The 25,702-nt window shown below is 31.4% G+C and carries 23 protein-coding genes and 1 tRNA gene; 6 read left to right on the top strand and 18 right to left on the bottom strand.

The genetic code is table 11. The features are described 5' to 3' along the window. Positions 1-4 precede the first annotated feature (4 nt). Positions 5-1,741, top strand: coding sequence for a glycosyltransferase family 39 protein (locus LPC16_RS01985; protein ID WP_229637542.1), 1,737 nt, complete (start codon positions 5-7; stop codon positions 1,739-1,741). 39 nt (positions 1,742-1,780) lie between these two features. Here LPC16_RS01985 and LPC16_RS01980 read toward each other — a convergent pair whose 3' ends face one another. From LPC16_RS01980 to crtE, 7 genes are all read right to left on the bottom strand, one after another. Continuing rightward, entirely contained in the window at positions 1,781-2,101 is a 321-nt protein-coding gene (locus LPC16_RS01980; protein ID WP_040054640.1) for a 2Fe-2S iron-sulfur cluster-binding protein, read from the bottom strand. A gap of 135 nt (positions 2,102-2,236) precedes the next feature. After that, positions 2,237-2,310 (bottom strand) — tRNA-Arg (locus tag LPC16_RS01975). 71 nt (positions 2,311-2,381) lie between these two features. Beyond that, positions 2,382-2,753: an EamA family transporter gene (locus LPC16_RS01970; RefSeq protein ID WP_040054639.1), complete on the bottom strand. Its 372-nt coding sequence runs from the start codon at positions 2,751-2,753 to the stop codon at positions 2,382-2,384. A gap of 75 nt (positions 2,754-2,828) precedes the next feature. After that, positions 2,829-4,091, bottom strand: coding sequence for a pentapeptide repeat-containing protein (locus tag LPC16_RS01965; protein ID WP_229637541.1), 1,263 nt, complete (start codon positions 4,089-4,091; stop codon positions 2,829-2,831). A gap of 306 nt (positions 4,092-4,397) precedes the next feature. Further along, positions 4,398-5,663, bottom strand: coding sequence for an RNA polymerase sigma factor RpoD (rpoD, locus tag LPC16_RS01960; protein ID WP_040054637.1), 1,266 nt, complete (start codon positions 5,661-5,663; stop codon positions 4,398-4,400). A gap of 665 nt (positions 5,664-6,328) precedes the next feature. Then, positions 6,329-6,787, bottom strand: coding sequence for a divergent PAP2 family protein (locus tag LPC16_RS01955; protein ID WP_040054636.1), 459 nt, complete (start codon positions 6,785-6,787; stop codon positions 6,329-6,331). An 18-nt stretch (positions 6,788-6,805) separates the two neighbouring features. Continuing rightward, positions 6,806-7,735 (bottom strand): geranylgeranyl diphosphate synthase CrtE, encoded by a 930-nt coding sequence (gene crtE / locus LPC16_RS01950; protein ID WP_040054635.1) that lies wholly within the window; start codon positions 7,733-7,735, stop codon positions 6,806-6,808. 190 nt (positions 7,736-7,925) lie between these two features. On the opposite strand from crtE, the gene coaD reads away from it, so the two are divergent. Next, positions 7,926-8,408, top strand: a complete 483-nt coding sequence (coaD, locus tag LPC16_RS01945) for a pantetheine-phosphate adenylyltransferase (protein WP_040055237.1) — start codon at positions 7,926-7,928, stop codon at positions 8,406-8,408. A gap of 269 nt (positions 8,409-8,677) precedes the next feature. Here the strand turns inward: coaD and LPC16_RS01940 are convergent, their stop codons facing one another. From LPC16_RS01940 to LPC16_RS01930, 3 genes are all read right to left on the bottom strand, one after another. Continuing rightward, positions 8,678-9,736: a hypothetical protein gene (locus LPC16_RS01940; RefSeq protein WP_229637540.1), complete on the bottom strand. Its 1,059-nt coding sequence runs from the start codon at positions 9,734-9,736 to the stop codon at positions 8,678-8,680. A gap of 295 nt (positions 9,737-10,031) precedes the next feature. Next, positions 10,032-10,307 (bottom strand): hypothetical protein, encoded by a 276-nt coding sequence (locus LPC16_RS01935; protein ID WP_040055235.1) that lies wholly within the window; start codon positions 10,305-10,307, stop codon positions 10,032-10,034. A 210-nt stretch (positions 10,308-10,517) separates the two neighbouring features. After that, positions 10,518-12,155, bottom strand: coding sequence for an alpha-D-glucose phosphate-specific phosphoglucomutase (locus tag LPC16_RS01930; RefSeq protein WP_229637539.1), 1,638 nt, complete (start codon positions 12,153-12,155; stop codon positions 10,518-10,520). A gap of 370 nt (positions 12,156-12,525) precedes the next feature. On the opposite strand from LPC16_RS01930, the gene modA reads away from it, so the two are divergent. Then, on the top strand, positions 12,526-13,320 hold the full coding sequence (gene modA, locus LPC16_RS01925) for a molybdate ABC transporter substrate-binding protein (RefSeq protein WP_229637538.1): 795 nt from the start codon (positions 12,526-12,528) through the stop codon (positions 13,318-13,320). Between the two features lie 214 nt (positions 13,321-13,534). On the opposite strand, the gene lepA is transcribed toward modA, so the two are convergent. Continuing rightward, positions 13,535-15,346, bottom strand: coding sequence for a translation elongation factor 4 (gene lepA / locus LPC16_RS01920; RefSeq protein ID WP_229637537.1), 1,812 nt, complete (start codon positions 15,344-15,346; stop codon positions 13,535-13,537). A gap of 228 nt (positions 15,347-15,574) precedes the next feature. Between lepA and hpnH the strand changes: the two genes are divergently transcribed. Further along, positions 15,575-16,591, top strand: coding sequence for an adenosyl-hopene transferase HpnH (gene hpnH, locus LPC16_RS01915; protein ID WP_229637536.1), 1,017 nt, complete (start codon positions 15,575-15,577; stop codon positions 16,589-16,591). Positions 16,592-16,762: 171 nt separating this feature from the next. After that, entirely contained in the window at positions 16,763-17,236 is a 474-nt protein-coding gene (rnhA, locus tag LPC16_RS01910) for a ribonuclease HI (protein WP_040055211.1), read from the top strand. Between the two features lie 65 nt (positions 17,237-17,301). Here the strand turns inward: rnhA and secG are convergent, their stop codons facing one another. From secG to rimM, 6 genes are all read right to left on the bottom strand, one after another. Beyond that, entirely contained in the window at positions 17,302-17,535 is a 234-nt protein-coding gene (gene secG, locus LPC16_RS01905; protein WP_040055210.1) for a preprotein translocase subunit SecG, read from the bottom strand. Between the two features lie 51 nt (positions 17,536-17,586). Continuing rightward, positions 17,587-19,176: a 2,3-bisphosphoglycerate-independent phosphoglycerate mutase gene (gene gpmI / locus LPC16_RS01900; protein WP_229637535.1), complete on the bottom strand. Its 1,590-nt coding sequence runs from the start codon at positions 19,174-19,176 to the stop codon at positions 17,587-17,589. Between the two features lie 199 nt (positions 19,177-19,375). Further along, positions 19,376-20,275, bottom strand: a complete 900-nt coding sequence (rlmB, locus tag LPC16_RS01895; RefSeq protein ID WP_229637534.1) for a 23S rRNA (guanosine(2251)-2'-O)-methyltransferase RlmB — start codon at positions 20,273-20,275, stop codon at positions 19,376-19,378. Between the two features lie 25 nt (positions 20,276-20,300). Further along, a complete protein-coding gene (locus tag LPC16_RS01890; protein WP_229637698.1) occupies positions 20,301-20,678 on the bottom strand; it encodes a Mini-ribonuclease 3 in 378 nt (125 codons plus the stop codon). 84 nt (positions 20,679-20,762) lie between these two features. Beyond that, a complete protein-coding gene (locus tag LPC16_RS01885) occupies positions 20,763-21,116 on the bottom strand; it encodes an STAS domain-containing protein (RefSeq protein WP_040055208.1) in 354 nt (117 codons plus the stop codon). 162 nt (positions 21,117-21,278) lie between these two features. After that, positions 21,279-21,851, bottom strand: a complete 573-nt coding sequence (gene rimM, locus LPC16_RS01880; RefSeq protein ID WP_229637533.1) for a ribosome maturation factor RimM — start codon at positions 21,849-21,851, stop codon at positions 21,279-21,281. Between the two features lie 473 nt (positions 21,852-22,324). Here rimM and LPC16_RS01875 point away from each other — a divergent pair, with 473 nt between their 5' ends. After that, a complete protein-coding gene (locus tag LPC16_RS01875; RefSeq protein WP_229637532.1) occupies positions 22,325-23,926 on the top strand; it encodes a B12-binding domain-containing radical SAM protein in 1,602 nt (533 codons plus the stop codon). Between the two features lie 68 nt (positions 23,927-23,994). Here LPC16_RS01875 and LPC16_RS01870 read toward each other — a convergent pair whose 3' ends face one another. Continuing rightward, complete coding sequence (locus LPC16_RS01870) at positions 23,995-25,590, bottom strand: nickel-dependent hydrogenase large subunit (protein ID WP_229637531.1); 1,596 nt, start codon at positions 25,588-25,590, stop codon at positions 23,995-23,997. Positions 25,591-25,702 lie beyond the last annotated feature (112 nt).

Genomic DNA, 25,702 nt, shown 5'->3' with positions numbered 1-25,702 from the left:
CTCAGTGCTAAAAGTTAGATTATATAGGCAATGGATTAATCAATTATTTTATGTAAATAATTGGATTTTATTAGTTTTTTGGATAGTAATTGGTAGTATTCTTCGATTTACTAATTTAAGTGCTAAGTCGCCATGGACTGATGAATTTGCCACTATGGTTTTTAGTTTGGGAAATGATTTTCGTACAATACCTCTGAATCAGCTTATTTCATTAGATACACTTTTGCAACCATTACAGTTCAATACGAACGTAAGTATTAGTAATATTATATCTCTATTGTTAGAAGAGGATAATCATCCTCCCTTGTACTTTATTCTTAATCATTTATGGATAAATTTACTATCCTATTTAGGAATTGTAAGAAATATTGATATTGGAATAATGAGAACACTTCCCGCTTTTTTGGGTATTCTCTCTATCCCTGGAATCTACATTTTAAGTTCTATTAGTTTTCGATCTCGTTTAGCTGGACAAATTAGTGCAGCATTAATGGCAGTATCCCCATATGGTATTTATCTTGCACAAGAAGCACGACATTATACATTCGCAATTTTATTTGTTATAGCATCTTTACTGTGTTTAATTATTGCTATTAAAAGAATTAGAGAAGATTTGATTGTTCCTTATTGGTTAGTTTTAGTTTGGTCGTTAGTTAATAGTATCGGATTATCTATTCATTACTTCTTTTGTTTAACCTTAATATCAGAAATTATAACTTTAGTATTTTTAGCTCGTAGTCAATCACAAAGAAAATCATTAATTTTACAAAAAATAAATTATTATCGTATTTTTTTAATAATTATAGGAACTTCCTGCACAGGTTTGATATGGTTACTAACCATAATACCTAAAGGTTATGGTAATGATATGATTAGTTGGATTCACCCAATAAACAATATCCTATATTTTATTAGTCCTCCTTTTCAATTATTAGCTGTTTGGATTCCAATGATTTCACTTTTACCAGTGGAATCTTCTTCTATTCCTATCGTAATTTTGTCTGGGTTAATTTTATTGTTGTTTTTCATCTACTTAGTACCGTATATCTTGCGAGAAGTAAAAGTAGGTTTAAAAAATAAACAATTTCGTTTACCTTTCATTATATTTATATTTTTTATTTCTATAGTTATCAGTCTTTTTCTAATTATTACTTACCTAGCTAAATTAGATTTAACTCGTGGCGCACGTTATAGTTTTACTTATTTTCCAGCTGTAATAGCACTCTTGGGAGGAATTTTGGCAATTCCTTGGCAGGATAACATACAACATCAATTCTTGAAGACCGATCCCTTTTTCTTATTAAACAGAAAAATAGGTTTTTACATCATATGGATTATGGGTTTATTAGGTTCAATAACAGTATTGGTAAATTTAGGATATCAAAAATATTATAGACCTGAACAATTCGTTAATATTTTTGAAAATACAGTATCTCATCATGCTGTAATTGTTACTACTCATAAAAGTTTAGTTCAAATAGGAGAGATGATGGGGATAGGATTAGAATTACGGAATAGTCAGAAATTAACAAATACTTCTTTTTTATTAGTGAACGAAGATAAAAAATATTCCTCTCAAGAAACTAAAACTTTACAAACGATTGTTGAAAATATTAAGGATCCCTTAGAAGTTTGGACCGTTAATTTTAATGATTCTATTAAGCTTAAGAATTGCGATTTTGACAAAAAAAAGTATCCTCATATTGATGGATATCGATATGAGAGATACATTTGTAATTGAAAACTCTATATATTTTACTAAGTCATTACGTTTTGAAGATTAAGTATTTGGTGAAAATTGTCGATCATATACTTTATCTTCTTTTTCAGTAACTAGTTTTAAATCAGACCGAGGATATGAAACACACAATAGAGCATAACCTTCCTTTTGAAGTTGAGGGGACAAACCCATTCCTTCCCCCTGTTCTACCTTACCCTCTAACAAGAAAGCAGTACAGGTTGTACATACTCCTGCTTCACAAGATAATGGTATTTCAATACCAGCCTTCCTAGCTGATTCTAAAATTTTTTCATCTTCAGAAACTTCGATAGCATAATTAGTTTCTTGATGATAAATTTCGACTGTATATCTCTTTGACATTATACTTAATAATTTTTATCTATCTAAATGTACCTTTAACAGAAAAATTGTAACCGTATCTTAAAGTTTTCTTATAGAATTTACCCACTTAAGATACGGTTACAATTTTTCTATATATAGCTTTCCCTAACAGTACGGGCTTGGAGGGAGTCGAACCCCCGACCTCGTGGTTCGTAGCCACGCGCTCTAATCCACTAAGCTACAAGCCCTTATTAACCCACCAGATATAAATCATAGCATAAGTACTTTTATTTTGACAAGTAGTAATTTTAATTAATATTTAACTAGGTTTCCATACGACTAAAATGACACCACACACTACTAGCCCGAGCCCAAGAGCACGATAAACAGGAATAACTTCCTTGAAAATGAAATAGCCAATTAAAACTGAAAATATATAAATAATCGATGCAGATGGTCCAGCTACACTCAAGTTAACACGAGTCAATAACAAAATATATGCAATCGCTCCTACCCCATAGCAAGATAACCCTAAAAGTAATTCTGGAATAATAATAATTTTTGAAATATGACTTATGATATTGAGAGCATTAACTTTACCTAATTTTAAAGCTCCCATTTTTAAAAATAATTGACCTAGAGCACTTGCAAGTACAGAAACTAACAATAAACAAAACTCTTGAAAAGTCATAAGCCTGCTCTCCTAAAAAAATATACAGCTTATAAATCTAACCTAAGATTTTTCTAAAAGCTAGAAATTAATAATTTATTTATATTTATTTAATTTATTCGGAATATTATGGCATCCTCCTGGAATTGTTCCTCGGGTATGTTCTCCTCCCCAAGCACATAAATAATAATGTTGTTCTTTTGTCAAATTTTTAACTCTAGACAAATTGCAATTTTCAATTACTATTCCTGTATATGCCCCTGTTTTATAGTCAGGAGGATGAATTCTCGAGCGAGGACTAGCAATGTCACTTAAACCATAGAATAAGCGAGCATTCTTAAGATCAACTTCTTGAAGATTAGCATCATACAAAATTGTACGAGATAAATTTGCTTTTACTAAATCACAACGACTTAAATTTACACGTACCATATTAGCTTCGCTTAAATCTGTCCATCTTAAGTCCTGATCTGATAAGTCAACTTCTGCTAGCATAACTCCTAAATTAATAACACGAATCCCATTAGCACGGTCTTCAGCATATCCGCCTGAACCATCTAATATTGGTCTTCCCAAACGACTATCTCTCATGAGTGGAGTTAAAAGTCTAGACTGAGAAAGAAACTTTAAAATTTTTGTTTTTCCAATTTTATCCACACTACTTAGGATTGCAGCAGTTCTTCCTTCTGCTATAGAACGCTCTTGAGGCCAGTCTTCTAGCATTCCCTCTCCGTCTAATACTAAATCAGATATACCTTGAAAATAAGTATCAATAGTTTGTTGTTGAGTAATTCTATTTTGTTGTAAAGTCAAATCTTTAGAAATTACATATTGAGCCCAAGCAACGTAAACGGCCAATATAGCAATCATTATTTGGCCTAATGCTCCAACCCATTCAGCCCAGGAGCCAAACTCATCATATTTAAATTGATCTAGCCAATTTCCAATAATTTGGTAAATACCAATGTAATAGAATATTCCTGCCAAGGACAAAATAAAAACAATAAGGCTAACTAAAAGATCTCTCTCTGCAGAGTCAAGATATCTAATGAACCAATTGTAGAAACAGGGAAGCATTGAACGTAAAGAAAGAAATAGTGCTACCAAGGCACTACTCAATCCTATTAAAGGTAAGTTAAATATTAACCCAACGATCATTAAGCCAAGCATGATAAAAAACAACCATGGGTTAGAAGACTTAACTTCCTGCAAATATAGAGGTTTTTTTGATTCTTGAAAAGATAAAGAATCTAGACTTGATAACTTTCTATATTTAGAATTTGATAACAGGGAAGGTGAAAGCTCCTGATCGTTAGTATCCAAAGATGAGTCAGAAGAAAAATCAGGTGGTATCGTCATATCATCATGTTTAGACTATAGTAAACTATTTTGATGTTATCTTTAGTCTTTATTACAATAAAGAAGAATTACATAGGAATCATTTTAGCTTTGTAGACAATAAGTTAAATTTCTAGAATTATGTTGTCCAAAAAATTCTAAAAATTGTTGTTTATAACTATTTTGTTTTCCTCATAACTAATTATTTTAATAACTTATTAATTCAAAGATTTAGGCAACAAGGATTTACATTTAATATTTGTTGCCTATTTGTTTTTAAAAGAAATCTCTATGTTTACTTATATATCATATCTTCGCAAATAAACCTCAACGAATATATTCTTTAAGAACACTATTACGATTAGGATGTCTAAGTTTCCTCAGAGCTTTAGCTTCTATTTGTCGAATACGTTCACGAGTAACGTTAAAAATTTGACCAATTTCTTCTAAAGTTTTCATTCTTCCATCATCTAATCCGTATCGTAGCCGTAAAACATCTCTTTCTCTTGGACTAAGAGTATCTAAGACATTTTCTAAATCTTCTCGAAGAAGATTTTTAGCAACTTCATCTTCTGGGGTTTCTCCATCTGCTTCAATAAAGTCACCTAAACGAGAATCTTCTTCTTTTCCTATAGGAGTTTCTAGGGAAATTGGTAGTTGTGCCGACTTAGCAATAAAACGCAATTTCTCAATAGTCATTTCCATTCTAGTAGCAATTTCTTCTTCCGTTGGTTTACGACGCATTTCTTGAGATAAGAGTTTAGTAGTTTTCTTAATGCGAGAAATGGTTTCGTATAAATGAACAGGAAGACGAATGGTCCGTGATTGATCGGCTATAGCTCTTGTGATAGCTTGACGAATCCACCAAGTTGCGTAGGTAGAAAATTTATAACCTTTTTCATGATCAAACTTTTCAGCTGCTCTAATTAATCCTAAAGAGCCTTCCTGAATTAAATCTTGGAAGGAAAGGCCACGGTTCATATATTTTTTAGCTATGGAAACAACTAAACGAAGATTAGAGTGGACCATTTTATCTTTAGCCTTACGTCCTAAATATAAACGACGTTTAAATTTAGGAAGATAAGCTTTTTGTTCTAATTCCCATATTTTTTCTAAATTAGAAATTGTTTTCTTTTCTTGTAACATATTAGTTACTTCGGACCATTTTGGTTCTTTCTCTTTAGAAGACTGAGTACGAATTATCTGCTCAATATTTTCCCATTGAAAAATCCTTTTAGCCCATTGCTCATCATTAGGAACTTGATCTAACTCTTCCCATAAAGCTTCTCTAATACGTTCAAGTTGTAATAAATCAGCTATTTTACGAGCTAGTTCGATCTCCTCTTCAGCACGCAAGAGTCGAATACGACCTATCTCTTGCAAATAAACCCGAATTGAATCCTCTGTATAAGGCTTTTTTTTACTAGGATCTCGACGACGAGAGGCACTAATTTTTCGCGTTTTTTTACCATCTGGCTCGGTAGTGATACTGTTAATAGAATCACTATTTGTTTCATTTATATCTTCATCAATAAAGAACGTTACTTCCATCTGAGATTCAGTAAGGGTTAATAGGTCGTTAGCCTGCGTCATGGCGTTTTCCTCTCGCTTCTTCTATAAAAATTAGAAGATAAAGGTAAATTACAGTTAGATTAAGTAAACAAGTCTAGGTCAACCATTTGAGAATAAACTTAATCTTCTGAAACGAGACCAGATAAATGGGATTTTTTTAATTAAAATAACATCTACTTTAATAGCTGTACTCATTTAATTATTATTCAAATCACATAATATCCAATAGGAGAACTAAATATTCACCTAATTCTAGCCTCGAAGACAAAAGTCCGAGAACAATTTTTGTTTTAACTGCATCAAAATTTTGCTTATTTTTACTTAGAACAGCTTCAATTAAAGTTAAGAATTTTAGAACAAGAGTTCAAATCTTAGCTATTGTAAAAGGCGTTATGACTAAATAAAATGTTTATCCATTTTAGGCTGTTTAACAATAAGTAATACTTTTACTTTTAGCAGACAAAAAATTAGAGCTTTATATTCATACGTTAACAAAATTTTCTATTTGTCGATCCAATTGTGTTAAGTAAACATTCTTTAAATATGGAAAATTCACAATCTATCACTAATTTGTGGTCAATTTTAATACGATATATATCCACTATGATAGTAAAAATATTCTTTAATTTGCACTTTTTGTCGCATAACATAATGTTTACTTAATAATATTTACATATTTAAAAAAACTAAAATACTGTTATTGCTAATACTGAAATCCATATGCCCCAGCCTAAGCCTACAAGTACTTGAACTGGCGTATGTCCTAGCAATTCCTTTAATCGTTCTTCTGTATTCAAGTAAAAAATATTGTCTCGAAATGAATCAATTAACTGATTAAGAATTTGAGCTTGTTTACCGGCTGCTTGACGTATACCAGTTGCATCATACATAACAACAATAGCAAATAGACAAGTGATGGCAAATTCAGAACTTTCCCAACCCTCGGTCAATCCAATACTGGTAGCCAGTGATCCCACTAATGCCGAGTGTGCACTCGGCATCCCACCTGTACTAATTAAAGAATTAAAGTTCATTCTTCGATTATGAATTAACTCAATAAAAAATTTCAATCCTTGGGCAGAAAAACAAGCTAATAAAGATACCAACAGTATTCTGTTATGAATAATTGTTTCAAAATCCTGCATAATTAATAGCTAAGAATTTTAATTTTTGCGAGAAACGATAAATCTAGCAATAGCTTCTAAAGGATATGCTTCTTTACCATAAGGAGCTAGTTGAGCTATTGCATCTTCTATAAGAATTTGAGCTTGTTTTTGTGACTCCTCTAAACCCCACAGACTTGGATAAGTAGCTTTTTGAGCTTGTTTATCTTTTCCAGCAGTTTTTCCTAGTTCTGCTTGAGTAGAAGTTATATCTAATATGTCATCAATAATTTGAAAAGCTAAACCAATATTCTGTGCATAATGAGAAAGACGTTTTATATCTTCTAGATTAGCTCCTGCTAGAATTGCTCCAGATACTACTGAAGTTTCTAATAAAGCACCTGTTTTATGAACATGGATAAATTTTAAAATATCTGATGTTATATTAGGCTTACCTTCAGATTCTAAATCTAGAACTTGACCGCCAACCAATCCTGCTGCTCCAACAGTACGACCTAGACGAGCTATAACATCCACTAGGTTTGTTAAAGAGACATTACAAGTCTGAGTAGCAACATGTTCAAAAGCATATGACAACAAAGCATCACCTGCAAGAATAGCTATGTCTTCCCCATAAACTTTATGGTTTGTTAATTGTCCTCGACGATAATCATCATTATCCATAGCAGGAAGATCATCGTGAATAAGAGACATAGTATGAATCATTTCTAAGGCACAAGCTGTTGGCAGTGCCATCTTAACTGTTCCCCCCATAAGCTCACAAGTAGTTAAGCATAGTATGGGGCGCAACCTTTTTCCTCCTGCAAGGAGAGAATAACGCATTGCTTCGTAGATTTTTTCAGGACAAGTAATAGGGATAGAAGCATCTAGAGCAGCTTCAACCAATTGTTTTTTCTCTTTAAGATAAGACACTAAATCGAAACAAGATGTTTCAATCTGTGTCACATGATCTTTACCTGTCATAACCATGTTTTAATGTCTGTAGTCTCAACCATTGTTTTGTATCATCTATCTCAGTTTACTCTACAGCAATTTTTGACTCAATAGGACACATTATATGCGTTTTACGAGAACAATACTAAGTAATAGATAATATATTATCTTAGTATAACTATCATTAATAGTTTAATTTATAATTTCATTCCAATTTAATAAGATTATGATAGCTATTTATCCGGGAAGTTTTGATCCTATTACCCTTGGTCATCTTGACATTATTGAGCGAGGAGTTATCTTATTTGAAAAAGTAATTGTTGCAGTTTTGTGTAATCCTAATAAACATTCCTTATTTTCCGTAGAAAAAAGAGTACAACAAATTAGTCAATGTACTAAACACTTATCTAGAATTGAAGTAGATAGCTTTACGGGATTAACTGTAGACTATGCAAAGCTTCATCAAGCTAAGGTTTTATTAAGAGGCTTAAGGGTTCTTTCTGATTTTGAAAAAGAGTTACAAATGGCCCATACAAACAAAACCCTTGCTAGAGAGTTAGAAACTGTTTTCTTAGCAACTAATAAAGAATATAGTTTTTTAAGTAGTAGTACAGTTAAAGAGATTGCTCAATTTGGTGGCTGTATTTCTCATCTCGTACCTATTAATGTTGCAAAAGATCTCCAATTATATTACAGCTATAATAGTTAATGGATTATAAAAGTATTTAACTTTTCCCCAAAAATTTAAAAAATCAACTATGTTTTCTTTAGTTTATTCAAGCTAATTTATTTAAATGTATGATGTGGAAAATACTTAAGTAGAAAGTTTAATTAGTCTATAAAAGTATAAATATTTCAATTAACCACAAAAGATTAGAATATTCAGTTAAAGCTAATATAGTGGGAGTTTTAATAATATAAACTCTTAAAAGTAAAATATTCAATAACAATAGTTTTAAAAGAATATACAATTCTAATTTATTCTCTAATATTATTGGATTCATCCGTAGTTTGACTAGATTTAGAAGGTATTATGGAGCTTTCTACTTTAGGTAAATTAGGGCACTTTTCATGATTAGGTTCAAATATGACACGGACTCTAGTTGGTTGAGAAAAATTATATGATTTTATATCATCTAATCCTTGGTCGTTGAGAATGCCATAACCTGAGCTTTGTGTCATAAAAGGTAAACCATTTAATTTTCCATTTTTATTTACAAAAATATTATAAACAGCAGAGCCTTTTAAATTGAGGTTACAAGCGCTTTTTGGATAACTACCTTCAATAGTTATCATCTGATTAAGCTTTAAAGCTATTCCTGTTCTTTGCATCCATTCTATATCTTTTTGTCTAGCTTCTGCTCTTTGAGTACCCACATGATTATAGATTAATTTCTCAGCCCCTTTTAATGTTTCTTCTAAAAGATTTTTTGTAATTTGATCTTGTCGTAGTTTTCTCATACTATGCTTTTCAGCAGATAAACGCTCTTTAGTTAACTGAACTGGTTGAGTCTTATATTTATTGTTAATGTCGTCTTTTTTATCTACTAGTTGATTATCTAATAAATTTTTTTTAGGTAGTTCTATATCTATAGTTTCGTTCTTCTTCAACTTGTTTTTAGTGGATATACTATCGGGTTTGATTTCTAGTTCATCTTTTGTAAAAGTATCATTTTTATTTTTAGAAAAATTTGTTGTTGTTGGAATAGATAAATCTTTGGTAATACCTGAAAGAGAAGTTTTAGATATTGTTGAACTATTATTGTTTTCATCATGATCAGAGGAATTCTGAATATTTGAAGACTTTAAAGGTTTAACTAACACTTCAGCCTCTTCAATAGACTCTAATTCTACTATCTGGATACTTTCAGAGGTTTTATGTACTTTCTTGGGTCTAAAAGATAATGCATTAGTCAAGTTAGAACTGGCTAAAAATAAAGCTAAAACATGAACAGAAATAGAAATAAAAATAGAAAGCACATGAGAATTAAAGACTTTCTTTGATTTGGCTCTACTAAAGATAGACTGTATCACCATTATCCTTAAATCCTCAGCATAAATTTATATTGGGGCATTAAACTTCATCAAAATGTATCTATGTATCAAAAACTTAATGAAAAAACGAAAAAGAGAGAATATGACTAGTGTAATATTTTTATCATATTCTCGGTAAGTAATCTGAACTATATTAGAAAGCCTAGTATTTTGACAAGCATAACTTTTTAGTCCTTAAGTGTAATTCAATTATTAAGAGTAATTTACAGTAAGTATTCAAAGATTAAATTAGCTTATATCTAGACTTTTATTTCATAGTACCAAAAGTCTCTAATTTTTAATCAATCTTTTCTAGTTGCCAGAGAATTTGGTTTCCTTCTCTACGAACTCTAGAAACTACCCAGTTTCGCCATGACCAGTGATCGCCACGACTTGTAACAGCACTGGCATTAATATCCATTAAATCAGCTAATTCAGAACTGGTAATTAGATAGCCTTTCTCAGCTATTTCATCAGCAATACGCAAGGTTTCAATGAGGTTTTGAATTTCAATGACCCTCTCTTCACGAGAAAGATCAAATTCTTCAATTGTATTGACAGTTGCGTCAATCATGATGTTATCTATATAAAATTGCTAAGTGGTCGTCTAGGATAAAATATACAAAAAATAGTTAATATTTGACAAATATCAGCTTCGTTTATGATAGCGACTTTTAGATAAAGTATAAGAAAAAAGTTTTTTTTATTTCTTTTTTTAAAAATCGATAATAGTAATTTAGCATAAATTATTAGATCGTAAAAAATCTTTTTTTACAACATTTACTTAAGTGATGATTGTAGGTTTATCAAGTTCTGTAAAACTTTTAATATGTGCAATTTCTTCTGCTAATTGAATCAAAGGCGATAAAACATGCTGAGTATTTAATTTAATTTTAGTATTATCAAACTGATATTTTTCTAAATAAACACGAAAAGTTGCTCCTTTAGTTCCTGTTCCTGATAAACGAAAGATTATTCGGGAGCCACTGGCAAAGCTAATACGAACCCCTTGTTGCTTAGAAATACTTTTATCTATTGGATCAATATAGCTAAAATCATCAGCATGAGTAATCTTGTATTCATTGAAAGCTGTTTTTTCCCTTATTTTCTTAACTGTGTAGCGTAGTTGATTCATACAATCATTAGCTTTACTCAATTCTATTTCCTCATAGTCATGGCGAGAATAAAAATTACGTCCGTATTGTTTCCAGTGTTCATAAACAATATTTTCTACAGATTTACCTGTTATGGCGATAATATTTAACCAAAACAATATTGCCCATAAACCATCTTTTTCTCTAATATGATTAGAACCAGTACCAAAGCTTTCTTCTCCACAAAGCGTTATCTTATCGGCATTTAAAAGATTATTAAAAAATTTCCAACCAGTAGGAGTTTCATAACATTCTATACCAAGCTTTTTCGCTACTCTATCAACTGCTTGACTGGTTGGCATAGAGCGGGCAACCCCTTTTACTCCATCTTTATAGCCTGGTATTAGATGTGCATTTGCTGTTAAGATAGCTAGACTGTCACTGGGAGTAACAAAAAAATTACGACCCAAAATCATATTACGATCACCATCTCCATCAGAAGCAGCACCGAAATCAGGAGAATTGAGTCCAAATAAATTATTAACAAGACTACTAGCATGAATCAAATTGGGATCAGGATGTTTTCCTCCAAAATCTTCTAAGGGAATATCATTTTGTACACTTCCTCTTGGAGCACCTAAACATGTCTCGAACAGAGTACGAGCATACGGTCCTGTTACAGCATTTAAAGAATCTATAGATATCCTAAAATTAGAAGAAGCAAGTAATGTATGAATTCTTCCAAAATCAAATAGTTGTTGCATTAATTCAACATAAGGAGTTATGGAATCAATAATTTCAACTTTTGTCGTTCCAAGATTACAAGAACCTAGATAATTAAGATTAATATCTTTAGCTTCGAGAATTTTATATTTATTAATAGTTTTGGTACAGTTAAAAATATTATTAGTAATTTCTTCAGATGCAGGTCCGCCATGTTCTGTATTGTACTTTATCCCAAAATCACCATTTACCCCTCCCGGATTGTGACTAGCAGATAATATAATTCCTCCAAAAGCTTTATGGTATCTTATGGCTGCAGATATAGCGGGAGTCGAAAAAATACCTTTATGACCTACTAAAATTCGTTTAATAGAATTAGCAGCTGCAATTTTTATAATAATTTGAATTGCTTGGGAATTATAGTAACGTCCATCACCACCAACAATCAAAGTCGATGTTTCAGAAATATTTATGCTATTAAAAATAGATTGAATAAAGTTTTCCAAATAATTAGATTGCTGAAAAATAGTAACAGGTTTGCGCAATCCTGAAGTTCCAGGCTTTTGATCTTTGAAAGGTTTTGTCGTAACAGTACGAGTTCTCATAGTACAATCTTAATAAAGAATGATAATTTTTTGTATTTTAGATAATGTATTATTTATGTATATTTTAATCTATTTGTAATATATATAAAATTAAAATATATATGTAATTAATTATGAGGTAAAAACAAAAATTACTTGATTTACATTAAAACAAATAACTTTTTCTACAACATCAAGTACATATAAATTGTTAGTGAATAATAATTTTTTAGTAATATTAATTGATTAATATTCTTAACTTTTGTTATTAATTTCAATAGTTTTGAGTAAATAAAAATATGATAGTGAAATATTGTAATATTAATAATTACCTTTGCTCAATTTTAGTTTTTGTAGAAATAATTTTTGAATAAAGTAATAGAACTTAATTATGAATAGAAAAAAATTTGTTGCACTCAGTCTCTTGACTTCTATGGCTGCTTGTACAGTACCTAATTCTGATAAAAAAATAAATTATAATAATAAATTATTTATATCAGTTCCATCTAGTATGTATAGTGCTATGAAACTGGTGAAGGATATTTATCAAAACAAAAACTCTGATATTGAGATCTTATATAATAGCGGTTCTTCTGGAGCTTTACAACAACAAATCGAACGAGGAGCACCAGTAGATGTTTTTATTTCTGCTTCTTCAAAACAAATAGATTTTTTATTGAAAAAGGATTTATTAATCAAAGAAAGTAGTAAGATATTTTTAAAAAATACAATGGTTTTAGTCGCATCAAGTAAATCGATAGAAAAAATTAATCTTAATACTTTAATAAATGGTGATTTTAAAAAACTTGCACTAGGAGAATTAAGGAGTGTGCCTGCTGGACAATATGCCAAAGAAGCTTTGATATCGTTAAAAGTTTATGAGAAACTAGAGCCAAAATTTATTTTTGGAAAAAATGTACGCCAAGTTCTTTTCTATGTAGAAAGTGGAAATGCGGACCTTGGAATTGTTTATATTACTGATTTAAAAAATGCGAATGATGTTAGATTAACAAATATACCTTACAATCTTCATTCACCAATAACATATCAAATTGCTATAGTTAAAAGTAGTCAAAACATTGATGAAGCCAGAAAATTTATAAACTTTCTCTTGGTAGAAAAAACTCAAAATATTTTTCAAAATTATGGGTTTATAGGTATAAATAATCAGAAAAACTTAATTTAAACTATTATTTTAGGTTTTAAAAATATTAAAACAGTTCAATATTATCCAATTAGATTATTAAAATAAAATCATGCTGTAAAATCAGAGTCAAAGTGATTTATGTTTATTCCTATATAAAGGGATAGTACTGATCAGCTTTATATAGTATATAAAATAAGTTCTCGTATAGTGCCAAAAAATAACTTAGTCTATGAAACTTTTTGTTTCCGTGTACTTACTGTGGATCAAGTTTTAAGACTGCCATAAATGCCTCTTGTGGAACATCAACTGTTCCAACTGATTTCATTCTCTTTTTCCCTTTTGCTTGCTTTTGCAATAGTTTTTTCTTACGTGATATATCTCCCCCGTAGCATTTAGCTAATACATCTTTTCGTAGTGCAGGAATATGTTCGCTAGCAATAACCTTTGCACCGATAGCTGCTTGTATTGGAACCTTAAATTGATGACGGGGGATTAATTCTTTTAATTTTTCAGTTAAAGCACGACCTACATAATATGCTTTGTCACGATGAACAATCATAGCTAAAGCATCTACACTATCTCCATTAACTAAAATGTCTAGTTTTACAAGAGAATTGACTCTATAGCCTATTAGTTCATATTCCATACTGGCATATCCTTTTGATCTAGATTTAAGCTGATCAAAAAAATCTGTAACTACTTCTGCTAGAGGTAGTTCGTATATTAGGGCAGTTCTAGACAAAGTAAAGTAACGAATTTCTTTAAATACACCCCTACGACTTTGACATAGTTCCATTAGGGTTCCAATATAGATTTCAGGGGTAATCATTTCTACTTTAATATATGGCTCTTCAACTTTTTCTTGTTGTTGAGGTACAGGTAGTAAGCTAGGATTATCTATTTTTATCACTTTCCCATCTATGGTAGTGACACGATAGATTACCGAAGGTGCTGTAGTTATTAATTCTAGATTGTATTCTCTTTCTAAACGTTCTTGGACGACTTCCATATGAAGTAAACCTAGAAAACCACAACGAAATCCAAAGCCCATCGCACTAGAAGTTTCTGGTTCGAATACAAGGGCTGCATCATTAAGTTTTAATTTGTTCAAGGCTTCACGCAAATCTTCATATTGATCTGAATCAATAGGAAATAAACCACAAAATACCATTGGTTTTGCTTCCGTGTAACCATGTAGAGGATCTTTAGCTGGCTCTGCAAAACTAGTTATAGTGTCTCCTACACGCGCATCCTTAACTGTTTTGATTGCCGCAGAGAAATATCCTACTTCACCTGCATGAAGTGAATCTACAGGTACTTGGTTAGGAGAAAGAACTCCTAGTTCATCAATTTCATATTCCTTTTGGGAAGCCATTAAATAAATAAGATCCCCCTTTTTCATTACTCCATCCATGATACGAAAGTAAACTATTACTCCACGATAAGCATCATAATAACTATCAAAAATCAATGCTCGTAGAGGTTTATTAGTTGTGTCTTGAGGTGGAGGGACCAATTTTACGATAGACTCTAAAATTTCATCAATCCCAATATTTGCTTTAGCTGAAGCTTTGATAATATTAGTACAATCTAATCCAATAACTTCTTCTATCTCACTAGATACTCTTTCTGGTTCTGAACCTGGTAGATCTATTTTATTTAAAACTGGAATAATCTCTAAATTATTTTCTAGTGCAAGATAAACATTTGCTAATGTCTGTGCTTCCACACCTTGTGAAGAATCTACTACTAACAAAGCTCCTTCACAAGCAGCTAGGGAACGAGATACTTCATAAGTAAAATCAACATGACCAGGAGTATCAATAAGATTAATTATATATTCTTTACCATCTTTTGATTTGTATTCCATTCTTGCTGCTTGGAGTTTTATCGTAATTCCTCTTTCTCTTTCAAGATCCATATTATCGAGAAATTGTTCTTTCATTTCTCGTTGTGCAACTGTCTTCGTTACTTGTAACATTCTATCTGCTAATGTTGACTTACCATGATCAATGTGAGCAATAATAGAAAAATTTCGAATTTGTGAAACAGGAACATTGGTCATAAAATTTGTGAGTAAGATGAATTTATAAAAGTTGACTTTCTATATTTTTATTTTGACATATTCTTCTTGAAAATATTTTACAGTCACTTATCAAAGTGTCTTAACAATTATTAATCATTTACAATTTATCTTAATATTTTGTATAGCTTAAATATTTTTCCTACATATTATAAATAATATCTAAGAAAGTCTATAATATTGGAAAAATGAAAGGTGTGAGATAAATTTATGGCTGTTCAACTAAAACAAGCACTTAAAGTTGGTGCTTATATTATCAAACAACGTTTACAAGGTCGCCAATATTTTCCTATTGTATTGATGCTAGAACCTCTATTTCGTTGTAATTTGGCCTGTTCTGGATGCGGAAAAATTCAGCATTCTCCCGAAGTCTTATCTCGTAATCTTACTCCTTCAGAATGTTTTGCAGCAGTTGAGGAATGTGGAGCCCCAGTTGTTTCGATTCCAGGAGGAGAGCCATTACTTCATCCTCAAATTGACAAAATTGTTGAAGGCCTAATCAAACGAAAAAAATTTGTATATTTATGTACTAATGCACTTCTTTTAGAAAAAAGTTTAGATAAATTCAAGCCTTCTCCATATTTTGCTTTTAGTGTACATCTTGATGGACTAGAGGAACATCATGATAAATGTGTAGATCGGAAAGGTGTTTTCCAGAAAGCAGTTAGTGCTATTAAAAAAGCTAAAGCTAAAGGATTTCGAGTAACTACGAATACTACTATTTTCGAAGGTGCAGACCCTCACGAAGTACAAAAATTTCTTGATTTTCTAGACACACTGAACACTGATGGTACTATGATTTCTCCGGGATATAGTTATGAATGGGCTCCAGACCAACAGCACTTTTTAAAGCGGGAACAAACAAAAGCTTTATTTCAAGAAATACTAATGCCGTGGAAACTAGGTCAAAAAAATTGGAACTTCAATCACAATCCTTTATTTTTAGACTTTTTAATGGGAGAGAAAGATTATGAATGTACTCCTTGGGGAAGTCCAAGCTATAGTGTCTTAGGATGGCAAAAGCCTTGTTACTTACTTAATGAAGGACATTATGAAACTTTTAAAGAATTAATTGAAAATACTCAATGGGAAGATTATGGCCATAAAAGTAATAATCCACAATGTAAAGATTGTATGGTACATTGTGGCTATGAACCGACAGCTGCTGCCGATGCTATGAATTTCGTTAACATGAAAAGAGCCTTAAGTAGTATTATTAATATTTAAATTTTTTAATGATGAAGAGATATTCTATCTTATGCTTCTTCATCATTAAAAAATTAGGTTAAACAAATTAAGCTATATAGATTAAGTGAATATTTAATACAATTTAAATTAATTTTCAAAAAATGTTAGATAGATAGTAATTAATATTGGTTAAAAGAAAGGTATATAATCTTGAAAAAATTAAAAATTTACACTGATGGTGCCTGTTCTGGTAACCCTGGCAAAGGGGGTTATGGAACAATATTAGTTTTTAATAAGTATCGGAAAGAATTGTCAGGAGGTTATAGACTAACAACTAATAATCGTATGGAGATCATATCTATTATCATTGGCTTAGAATCTTTAATAGAATCTTGCAATGTAAGTATTTATTCTGATTCTCGGTATGTAGTAGATAGTATGAATAGAGGATGGGCAAGTAAGTGGCAGTCTAACGACTGGAAACGTAACAAACAAGAAATAGCTAAAAATTCTGATCTATGGAAAAGATTATTAGATTTATGCACTAAGCATAATGTCCAATTTATATGGGTTAAAGGACATGCTGGACATCCTGAAAACGAACGTTGCGATCAATTAGCTGTTCTTGCCTCTAAAAAAATGGAATTATTTATAGACAAAGTTTTCGAAAGTATAGCTAATTGAATATCTACAAAATCTGTATTGATTATTACTTTCCTTTTAAAAAATCATAATTAGTTTAATTACATCTAAGGTTTTAACCATCCTGCACTTAATATAATTGTGATAGCTATAAATATGGTACTAAGAGTCCAGGTTATTTGATTTAAAGTTTTTTCAGCACTTTTAGTAGACGTAAATAATTGAGCTTGTCCGCCAATTCCACCTATGCCATCTCCTTTGGGACTATGCAAAAGGATAAGAAAAATTAAGAAAACAGCAGAAATAGTCCAAATTATCTGTAAAAGCTGTGAAAAATTCATAAGATATTATGGTTTGGTAGTTACATACTATTATATTCAATAATAATATTATTAGCTAGGATAATTAATTAGATTTCTGTCTGTTTCTATAGTGTTCTGAAAACATGACTTTCCTGTCATTTCTGAAGGTTGCTGAATCCCAAGTATCTGAAGAATTGTTGGGGCAATATCAGACAATTTACTATCGCCTCTAAGAATCACATTTCCACCATAACCAGTTATCTTCCTTTTTTCACCTTCTACAAGAATAAAAGGAACGGGATTAAGGGTGTGAGAAGTTAGAATATTATTATTATTATCTTTCATCGTTTCAGCATTACCATGATCAGCAGTTATCAAGGTAGTACCTCCCACTTTACTAATACTCGATAATAGTACCCCTAGGCAATTATCTACAGTTTCGATAGCTTCTACTGTTGCTTCTATATTTCCAGTATGCCCTACCATATCAGGATTAGCATAATTAATCACTATTAAAGAATAAATACCTTTTTCTATTTCTAAACAAGCCCTGTCAGTAACTTTTTTAGCAGACATCTCTGGAGCTTCATCATATGTTGAAACCATGGGACTTTGTATCAATTCCCGTCTTTCACCTTTAAAGGGTTGCTCAATACCTCCATTAAAAAAGTAAGTTATGTGAGGATATTTTTCTGTTTCTGCTATACGTAATTGCTTTAAACCATTATTTGATATGACTTCTCCTAAAGTAGAGTGCAAATTTTCAGATTTAAAAGCAACTTTTGCAGAGAACTGATCATCATATTTAGTAAAGGTAACAACTTCTAAAGGAGTAATTAATTTTCTATTAAAGTTCTTGAAATTATTGTCTATTAGAGCAGAACATAGTTGACGAGTTCGATCTGATCTAAAGTTAAAAAAAATTACTCCATCTCCATCTTCAATAGCTCCACTATCGACTCGAGTAGGAATAATAAATTCATCAGTTTTATTTTCTTTATAAGAATTTTTCAGTACATCAAGTGCAGAACATTTGTCCTTAAGTACATCTTGAGTAATGGTATCATAGGCTAATTTAATTCTTTCCCAACGTTGGTCTCTATCCATTGCATAATAACGTCCACTTATTGTAGAAATACGCCCTAAACCTATTTTTTCAGTATGTTGATATATTTTATTAATAGATTTAATACCATCATTTTTTTTCGTATCTCTTCCATCCGTAATTGCATGAATACAAACATCTGTTAGTTCTCTTTGCTTAGCTAAATTCAACAATTCTAACAAATGATCCAAATGGGAATGTACTCCTCCCTCAGAGCATAGACCGATTAAATGTAATTTTTTTTGACAAGATTTAACTTTTTCGTAAAGGCTAATTAAAACTTCATTATTATAAAATGATTTATCATCAATAGTATTAGAAATCCTTACTAACTCTTGAGGAACAATACGTCCTGCACCTAAGTTAAGATGACCCACCTCTGAATTACCCATTTGTCCTTCAGGAAGACCCACATACTTACCTGATGTTTCGATAAGTGTCTTTGGATAAACTTCCCATAAACAATCCATTACAGGAGTTTTTGCCATCTTAATTGGATTATAATTTTTTTCAAGACTATAACCCCAACCATCTAAAATCACCAGAACTACTGGAGATATAGCTGTTTGTAACATAAACTTATATTTATATATTTTTGTTATTATCCTAGCATTTTTATCTTATATAATAATTTTTTAATTAACTGATTATACAAACTAAAATTATCAAGATAATAAAGGTTAAATACCCTACCATTGGCAAATGGTGTTTTCAGGATAAAAAGGCAAAGTAATAATTCTCGTTCTATTGCTAAAAATAGAATCCCAATATTTATTACCTCCCCTTAGTAGAAATATTATTTAAATTGTTATTTTTAGCAATAGAACGAGAACGAAAAACTTCATAAATACTAATCGAGGTAGCTATAGAAGCGTTCAAACTGGAAGTTTTTCCCTCCAAGGGGATCGAAAGTAATTCATCACAGCAACGTTGAGTAAGTAAATTTAATCCATTACCTTCTGAACCTATAACCAAACCAATAGCACCAGAAAAGTTAAAATTAGGTAATTTTTTTCCTCCTTCGGCTACTGTTCCATAAATCCAGAATCCTTCAGTTTTTAAAGTTTCTAAAGCACGGTTTAAGTTAATTACTCTAGCTACAGGAAAAGACTCTAAAGCTCCTGCAGCAACTTTGGCCACAGATGAAGTAATACTAGCAGCTCTTCTCTGAGGAATAATTAATCCCTGACAACCCATAGCCTCAGAAGTACGGATGATAGATCCTAGGTTTTGAGGGTCAACAATACCATCAGCAATGATAATAACTGGCTGGTCACTTTTTTCTTTAGCTTGTGTGATTAATTCATCTAAAGTGTAGTAATAGTAAGGAGAGACTTGAGCAGCTATTCCTTGATGATTAGAACCATCAGTAATTTGGGATAAACGTTGGAGAGAAACTTCATCTACTATTGCGCCTTTGCTTTTTGATGTTCGTAAAAGATTACAAAAACGAGAGTCATGATAAAGCTTATTCGTAACCCATATACGATTTAGTTGACGATCATTTTCCAGAGCTGCGAGAACTGCATGACGTCCATATATTAAGCCATCATCTTCATGAGATTTCGATATTTTTGGATTTAAATTACTAGAAACAGAATTAACTCTTTTTCTAAAAATATTTTTTTTCTCTAACTGATTATTATGACGCTCGGAATTTGACTTGTTAAACATAATTTTTCTCTCAAGATTGAAATTATTAAACTAAACTTTTGAGTATTTCATTTAGTCGTTGAGAGTCTCGTAAATATAAATAGCCTATGAGTGTTTCCAAGCTGGTTGCCTGTTGATAAATTTCTGGCTTTAAACGACGGGGATGGCTAGTAGTAGCATTTCTTCCCCGCCTAACAATATCTTTCTCAGTCTCTGTTAAATATGGCTGTAATTGTTGTAAAGCTGCTGCTTGAGTTTCTGCTCTAACTTGCGCAACAACCTGATTATGATAATCGGCTAATTTACGCGGAGGTAATAAATAAGCTGTACGCACATAAAGCTCGTAGACAGCATCACCGATATAAGCTAAAAAAGCAGGAGATAACCGGTCAATGCTGCTATGGTCTTTCGTCTGTACGAACATTTGGAAACCAACATCAGGGTAACATTTTTTTATCATACCATACTGGAAATATTGGCTTGGTTTAACACTGAGAGAATAAACATCCTAACTGTTTTTCTTATTTTTAAGACGAGAAATAGCATCTTCTAGCGTTGTCTGTAAAGATAAAAATTCCTCTAAACGTACTAGTTTTACAGTTTGTGTAACCCTAGGATTAGTGACAACTTGTAGGCTTCCATTGTGATTTTGGGCTTGTTTAACTAACTGTACTAATGCTCCTAATCCTGAACTATCCACAAAATCAATTTGAGTTAAGACCAGAATAATATCGTAAGGACCCTTGTCTATATATGTTCCAACAACTTTACGAAATATAGGTTCAGAAAAGGCATCTAATAAGCCAGTTAAACGGAAAATTTGGTGATTACCGTTTGTCTCATGAGTTCCCCTTAAACTCACGGTTAGGTTTAATTGCTCAGGAATAGCTTTCTCCTTAATTTTAGTAAATTATGATTTATCAAAAGTAGATTGTAATCTGTTATGGGACATAATGGATCAATCAAATTCAAAAATTATGATTAAATTTTAATTTTTAAGAAACTGTAACTCTTATTTGAGGTTTTATTTCACTGTAGATAACTCTAATAATCCTTTGGGTGGATTAATTTCTATTCTCTTATTTTTTAAATCTACTACTGGAACAATCTCATAAACGAAAGGAATTAAGATTTTTTGTTCCTTGTCTGATTCTTGTAAAGGTAAATTATTTAACTTAATCTCTAATAAATCATGACCTGTTGTAAATATATCAGTCACAATACCTATAAGTTTTTTTGTTTTTATATGATAGGCTTTTAAGTTTACAAGTTGAGACATATGATACTCTTCTTTTCCTAACTTCGGTATAGAATTATTGGTAACCAAAAGCTTATGATTCCTTAGTATTTCTGCTTGATCTCTGGTCTCTATCCCTTGTAAACGAACAACATAAATATTTTTATTTGCTACATAGCGACTATTGATTAATTTAACTAATTGAATTGATGATTGAGAAGGGTCCCTCATCCAGTGCTCTTCCGATACTTCAAATCTTTCAGGGAAATCTGTACTAGATAAAACTTTTACTTCTCCTTTTAATCCCCTAGGACCTACTATCGTACCAATTTCTAACATATTGTTAATATTTTTCTGCATATAATTATTTTGTAAATATATGATTAGCCTGATTATATATTATTAATCTTTTATTCTCGTAAAAATTTATATGTTCTTGTCGTGTAGGGAGTGAAAACTATTATCTATACCATGGAAAATAAAAATAGTTATTTCTTTTAACCATAGTTTTAGCTTGTATAAAAGATAAATTAAATTGTTATTAAAAATAGAGTTATTATTAATAGTAAATGATATTAGATAAATATATAACAATAATCTGTAATAACTTTTATAAGTTCTTTAATAAAAAAATTAAGTAGAAATTTATAAATATAGGTATTTTTTATTTCTAATATAAAAATGATTGTTCTCTTGATAAGTTAATATGCTTGAACCAAATAATTAGATTAACAGTTGAAATAATATTAATAAAAAATTCAACTATTAATATTATTCAATCTAGAGCTTTGAGAAATAGATTTAAAAAATTGAAAAATAAACAAAATTAAAATATGACGATTATTTTTGATCAAGAACGATTACTATTTAAACCAACGATACCTGATAGTAATGCCATTCAAATAATTTTCTGCTTTCCAAATAGTTACAGTGTAGGTATTACGAGTTTGGGTTATCAAACTGTCTGGGCTACTTTTGCTAGTAGAAATGATGTCAATGTTAGTCGTTTATTTACAGATATTAAAGAACCTTTGCCCAAAAAATCTGAGCTATTAGGCTTTTCTTTTTCATGGGAATTAGATTATGTTAACGTTTTTGATATTTTAGACATTTTAGGTATTCCTCTTCAAACAAATGAACGAAATGAGAATCACCCATTAATATTTGGAGGTGGTCCTACTCTCACAGCTAATCCTGAACCTTTTGCTGATTTTTTTGATGTAATTTTACTGGGTGATGGAGAAAAGCTAATACATGATTTTTTAGAGGCATATAAAATTGTAAGAAATGAAAGTCGAGCTGTTAAATTATCTTATTTAGCAACAATTCCTGGAATTTATATACCAAGTTTATATGAAATTACTTATTACGACTATGACGGGGAAATTAAATCGATTAAAGCAATTGAAACAAACACTCCTTCAAGTATTGAAAAACAAATTTATCGTGGTAATTCTTTTTCAACTTCAACAGTAGTTACAAAAAATGCTGTTTGGGAAAATATATATATGCTAGAAGTAGTTAGAAGTTGTCCGGAAATGTGTCGTTTTTGTCTGGTTAGTTATCTGAACTTGCCTTTTCGTATAGCCGATTTAGATACTTCTTTAATTCCAAATATTGAAAAAGGTCTTAAAGTTACCAATAGAATTGGCTTGCTAGGACCATCCATTACGCAACATCCAGAGTTTGATAGTTTATTAAATTATTTAAATCAACCTAAGTATGATGATATTAGAGTAAGTATCGCTTCAGTTAGAGCTAATACAGTTACGGAAAGATTAGCAAACTTATTAACTAATCGTAATACAAAATCAATAACAATTGCTGTTGAAAGTGGTTCAGCAAAAATTAGAAAAAATATTAACAAGAAGTTAGATAATGATGAAATTATTAATGCAGCAATTAATGCAAAAATTGGTGGATTAAAAAATATTAAATTATATGGAATGGTTGGAATACCAGGGGAAGATGAGGAAGATATAGAACAAACGATTTTGATGTTAGATGCTATACACAAAGCAGCACAAGGATTAAAAATAACGTTTGGATGTAGTACATTTATCCCAAAATCTCATACTCCGTTTCAGTGGCTAGGAGTAAATAAACTATCTAAAAAAAGACTAAAATATTTAGAAAAAGTTTTAGGCAAAAAAAGAATAGAATTTCGTCCAGAGAGTTATAATTGGTCCATAATTCAAGCTTTGATTTCTAGAGGTGATCGGCGTTTAAGTAAATTGTTCAAATTAACTCGCTATTATGGAAATTCTTTAGGTAGTTATAAACGTGCCTTTAAAGAACTTAAAGGAGAGATACCATCTCTAGAATATTATGTTCATAGTATCTGGAAGACGGATCAAATATTACCATGGAGCCATTTAAAAGGACCTCTTCCTCATACCACTCTAGTTAAACATTTTAATGAGACAAAATTTTAATAATATTATTAGCGTCAGGAAAAATTAAATGGAAGTGATTTATAATTTATATCACTTCCATTTAATCTCTAGTTAGTGCGAAATCTTGCTAATTCTTTACCTGTTTTAGCATCATGTGCATGTACTGTACAGACTAAACAAGAATCAAATGAACGGGCGACATGACCAACTTCCACTGGATTATTCATATCTTCGATAGGTATACCAATCAGTGCTTCTTCAATGGGACCTCTAATATCTTTACCGTCTCTGGGACCAATATTCCAGGTACTAGGAGCAATTACCTGATAATTTTTGATAACTCCTTTTTCTACTTCAACCCAATGGCATAGAGCACCACGGCTAGCCTCTGTTCCTCCCCAACCACGTCCATCTTTTTCTTTGGGCTTAATATACCAAGGATCATTAAGCTTGAATTCTCGTAAACATCTTTCTGCTTCTCTATATAATTTTACAGATTCATGCATCCGGGCAATTTCTCTTAGATGTACACTAGGGCCACCCATTTTTTTAAACATATCTAAGATTAAACCATCATAATGTTGCCAGCTTTCTCCATGTTTTCCACCTGCTACTAATTGACGTGCAAGGGAACCCACTTCCATCCGGCCTAAATCTTTATGATTTACTGCTGTTGACCATGAATACTTATTATCATAATCTCCTTTATTCATACTTTGAGGATTAGTAACCCTATCAAAAGGATGAACATCGTCAATACCTTCCTCATACCAGGAGTGACTTGTATTTTCCATGACAAAACTATGATCTACCATATGGTGCATATCAGTAAAGCTGTCATAAACACCTCCTTTCATTATTACAGCTGAATTACGACCCTTAATCGTAGGCTTTTGATACTTATCTTCATGTGGAAGATACCCCCAAGTTAAGTATCTTCCTGGTCCTTGACCGTATTTATCTAATCCGATATCTAGCCCCATACGCCAATAAAACCCTAGATCGGAATTAGCGTGATCAGGACTCTCTTCTAGCCATTCCAGAAAATCTTCATAGGTCTGAATTTTTTCATATCTTTCAAGAGAGCATCCTAACCAAACAGGTTCTAGCCAATTAGTACGAAAATACTCCATTATTCCCCAGCCACGTGTAACATCAGTTAGTGTTGGCGCACACATTACACCTCCTGGAACCATATAACTAGAATGAGGCCATTGTCCTCCAAATAGAGCATAAAGCTCTACAGGCTTTGCGGAAGTTACTATAGCTATTTCATAGGAAGTTCCTGTAAACGGAGTAAATCTTTTACATGCTTCTTCATAGAAAGGACTATTCTTATATCTCTTGTTTGTTAAGTCAGTCGCATACAGAGCATAGAAATGTCGAGGATGACTTTGTATGGTTTCAACTACTTGTCCTAAATTACGTGCTAAGATGGCGTTGCGAGGTACTTCAGTTTCCCAAATTGTATCTAACGCCCAAGATGCACAGGTCAAGTGTGATGCACCACAAATACCACAAATACGAGGAGTAACGATAAGTCCAGCTTGTGGGTCTTTACCCTTTAGAATAACTTCAAAACCACGGAATAATTCTGCTTTTGTCCAAGCATTTACAACATAGCCATCTTCGATATCTACTCTAATATCTAAATCTCCTTCAACTCTTCCTACAGGGGAGATTTCCAGCTTTTGAACTACCATGCATTCCTCTCAAAAATAGTAAAACTTTGAAAAAATATTAGAAATAATTTGTAATTATTTACTATTCCCATATACAAAATAGATGGGAAATAAAATCATAAAAGTAATAGTA

The sequence above is a fragment of the cyanobacterium endosymbiont of Braarudosphaera bigelowii genome, assembly GCF_020885515.1.
GTDB lineage: Bacteria > Cyanobacteriota > Cyanobacteriia > Cyanobacteriales > Microcystaceae > Atelocyanobacterium > Atelocyanobacterium thalassa_A.
The sequence above is the reverse complement of the archived record's forward strand: the minus strand, read 5'-3'. Positions and strand labels throughout refer to the sequence as shown.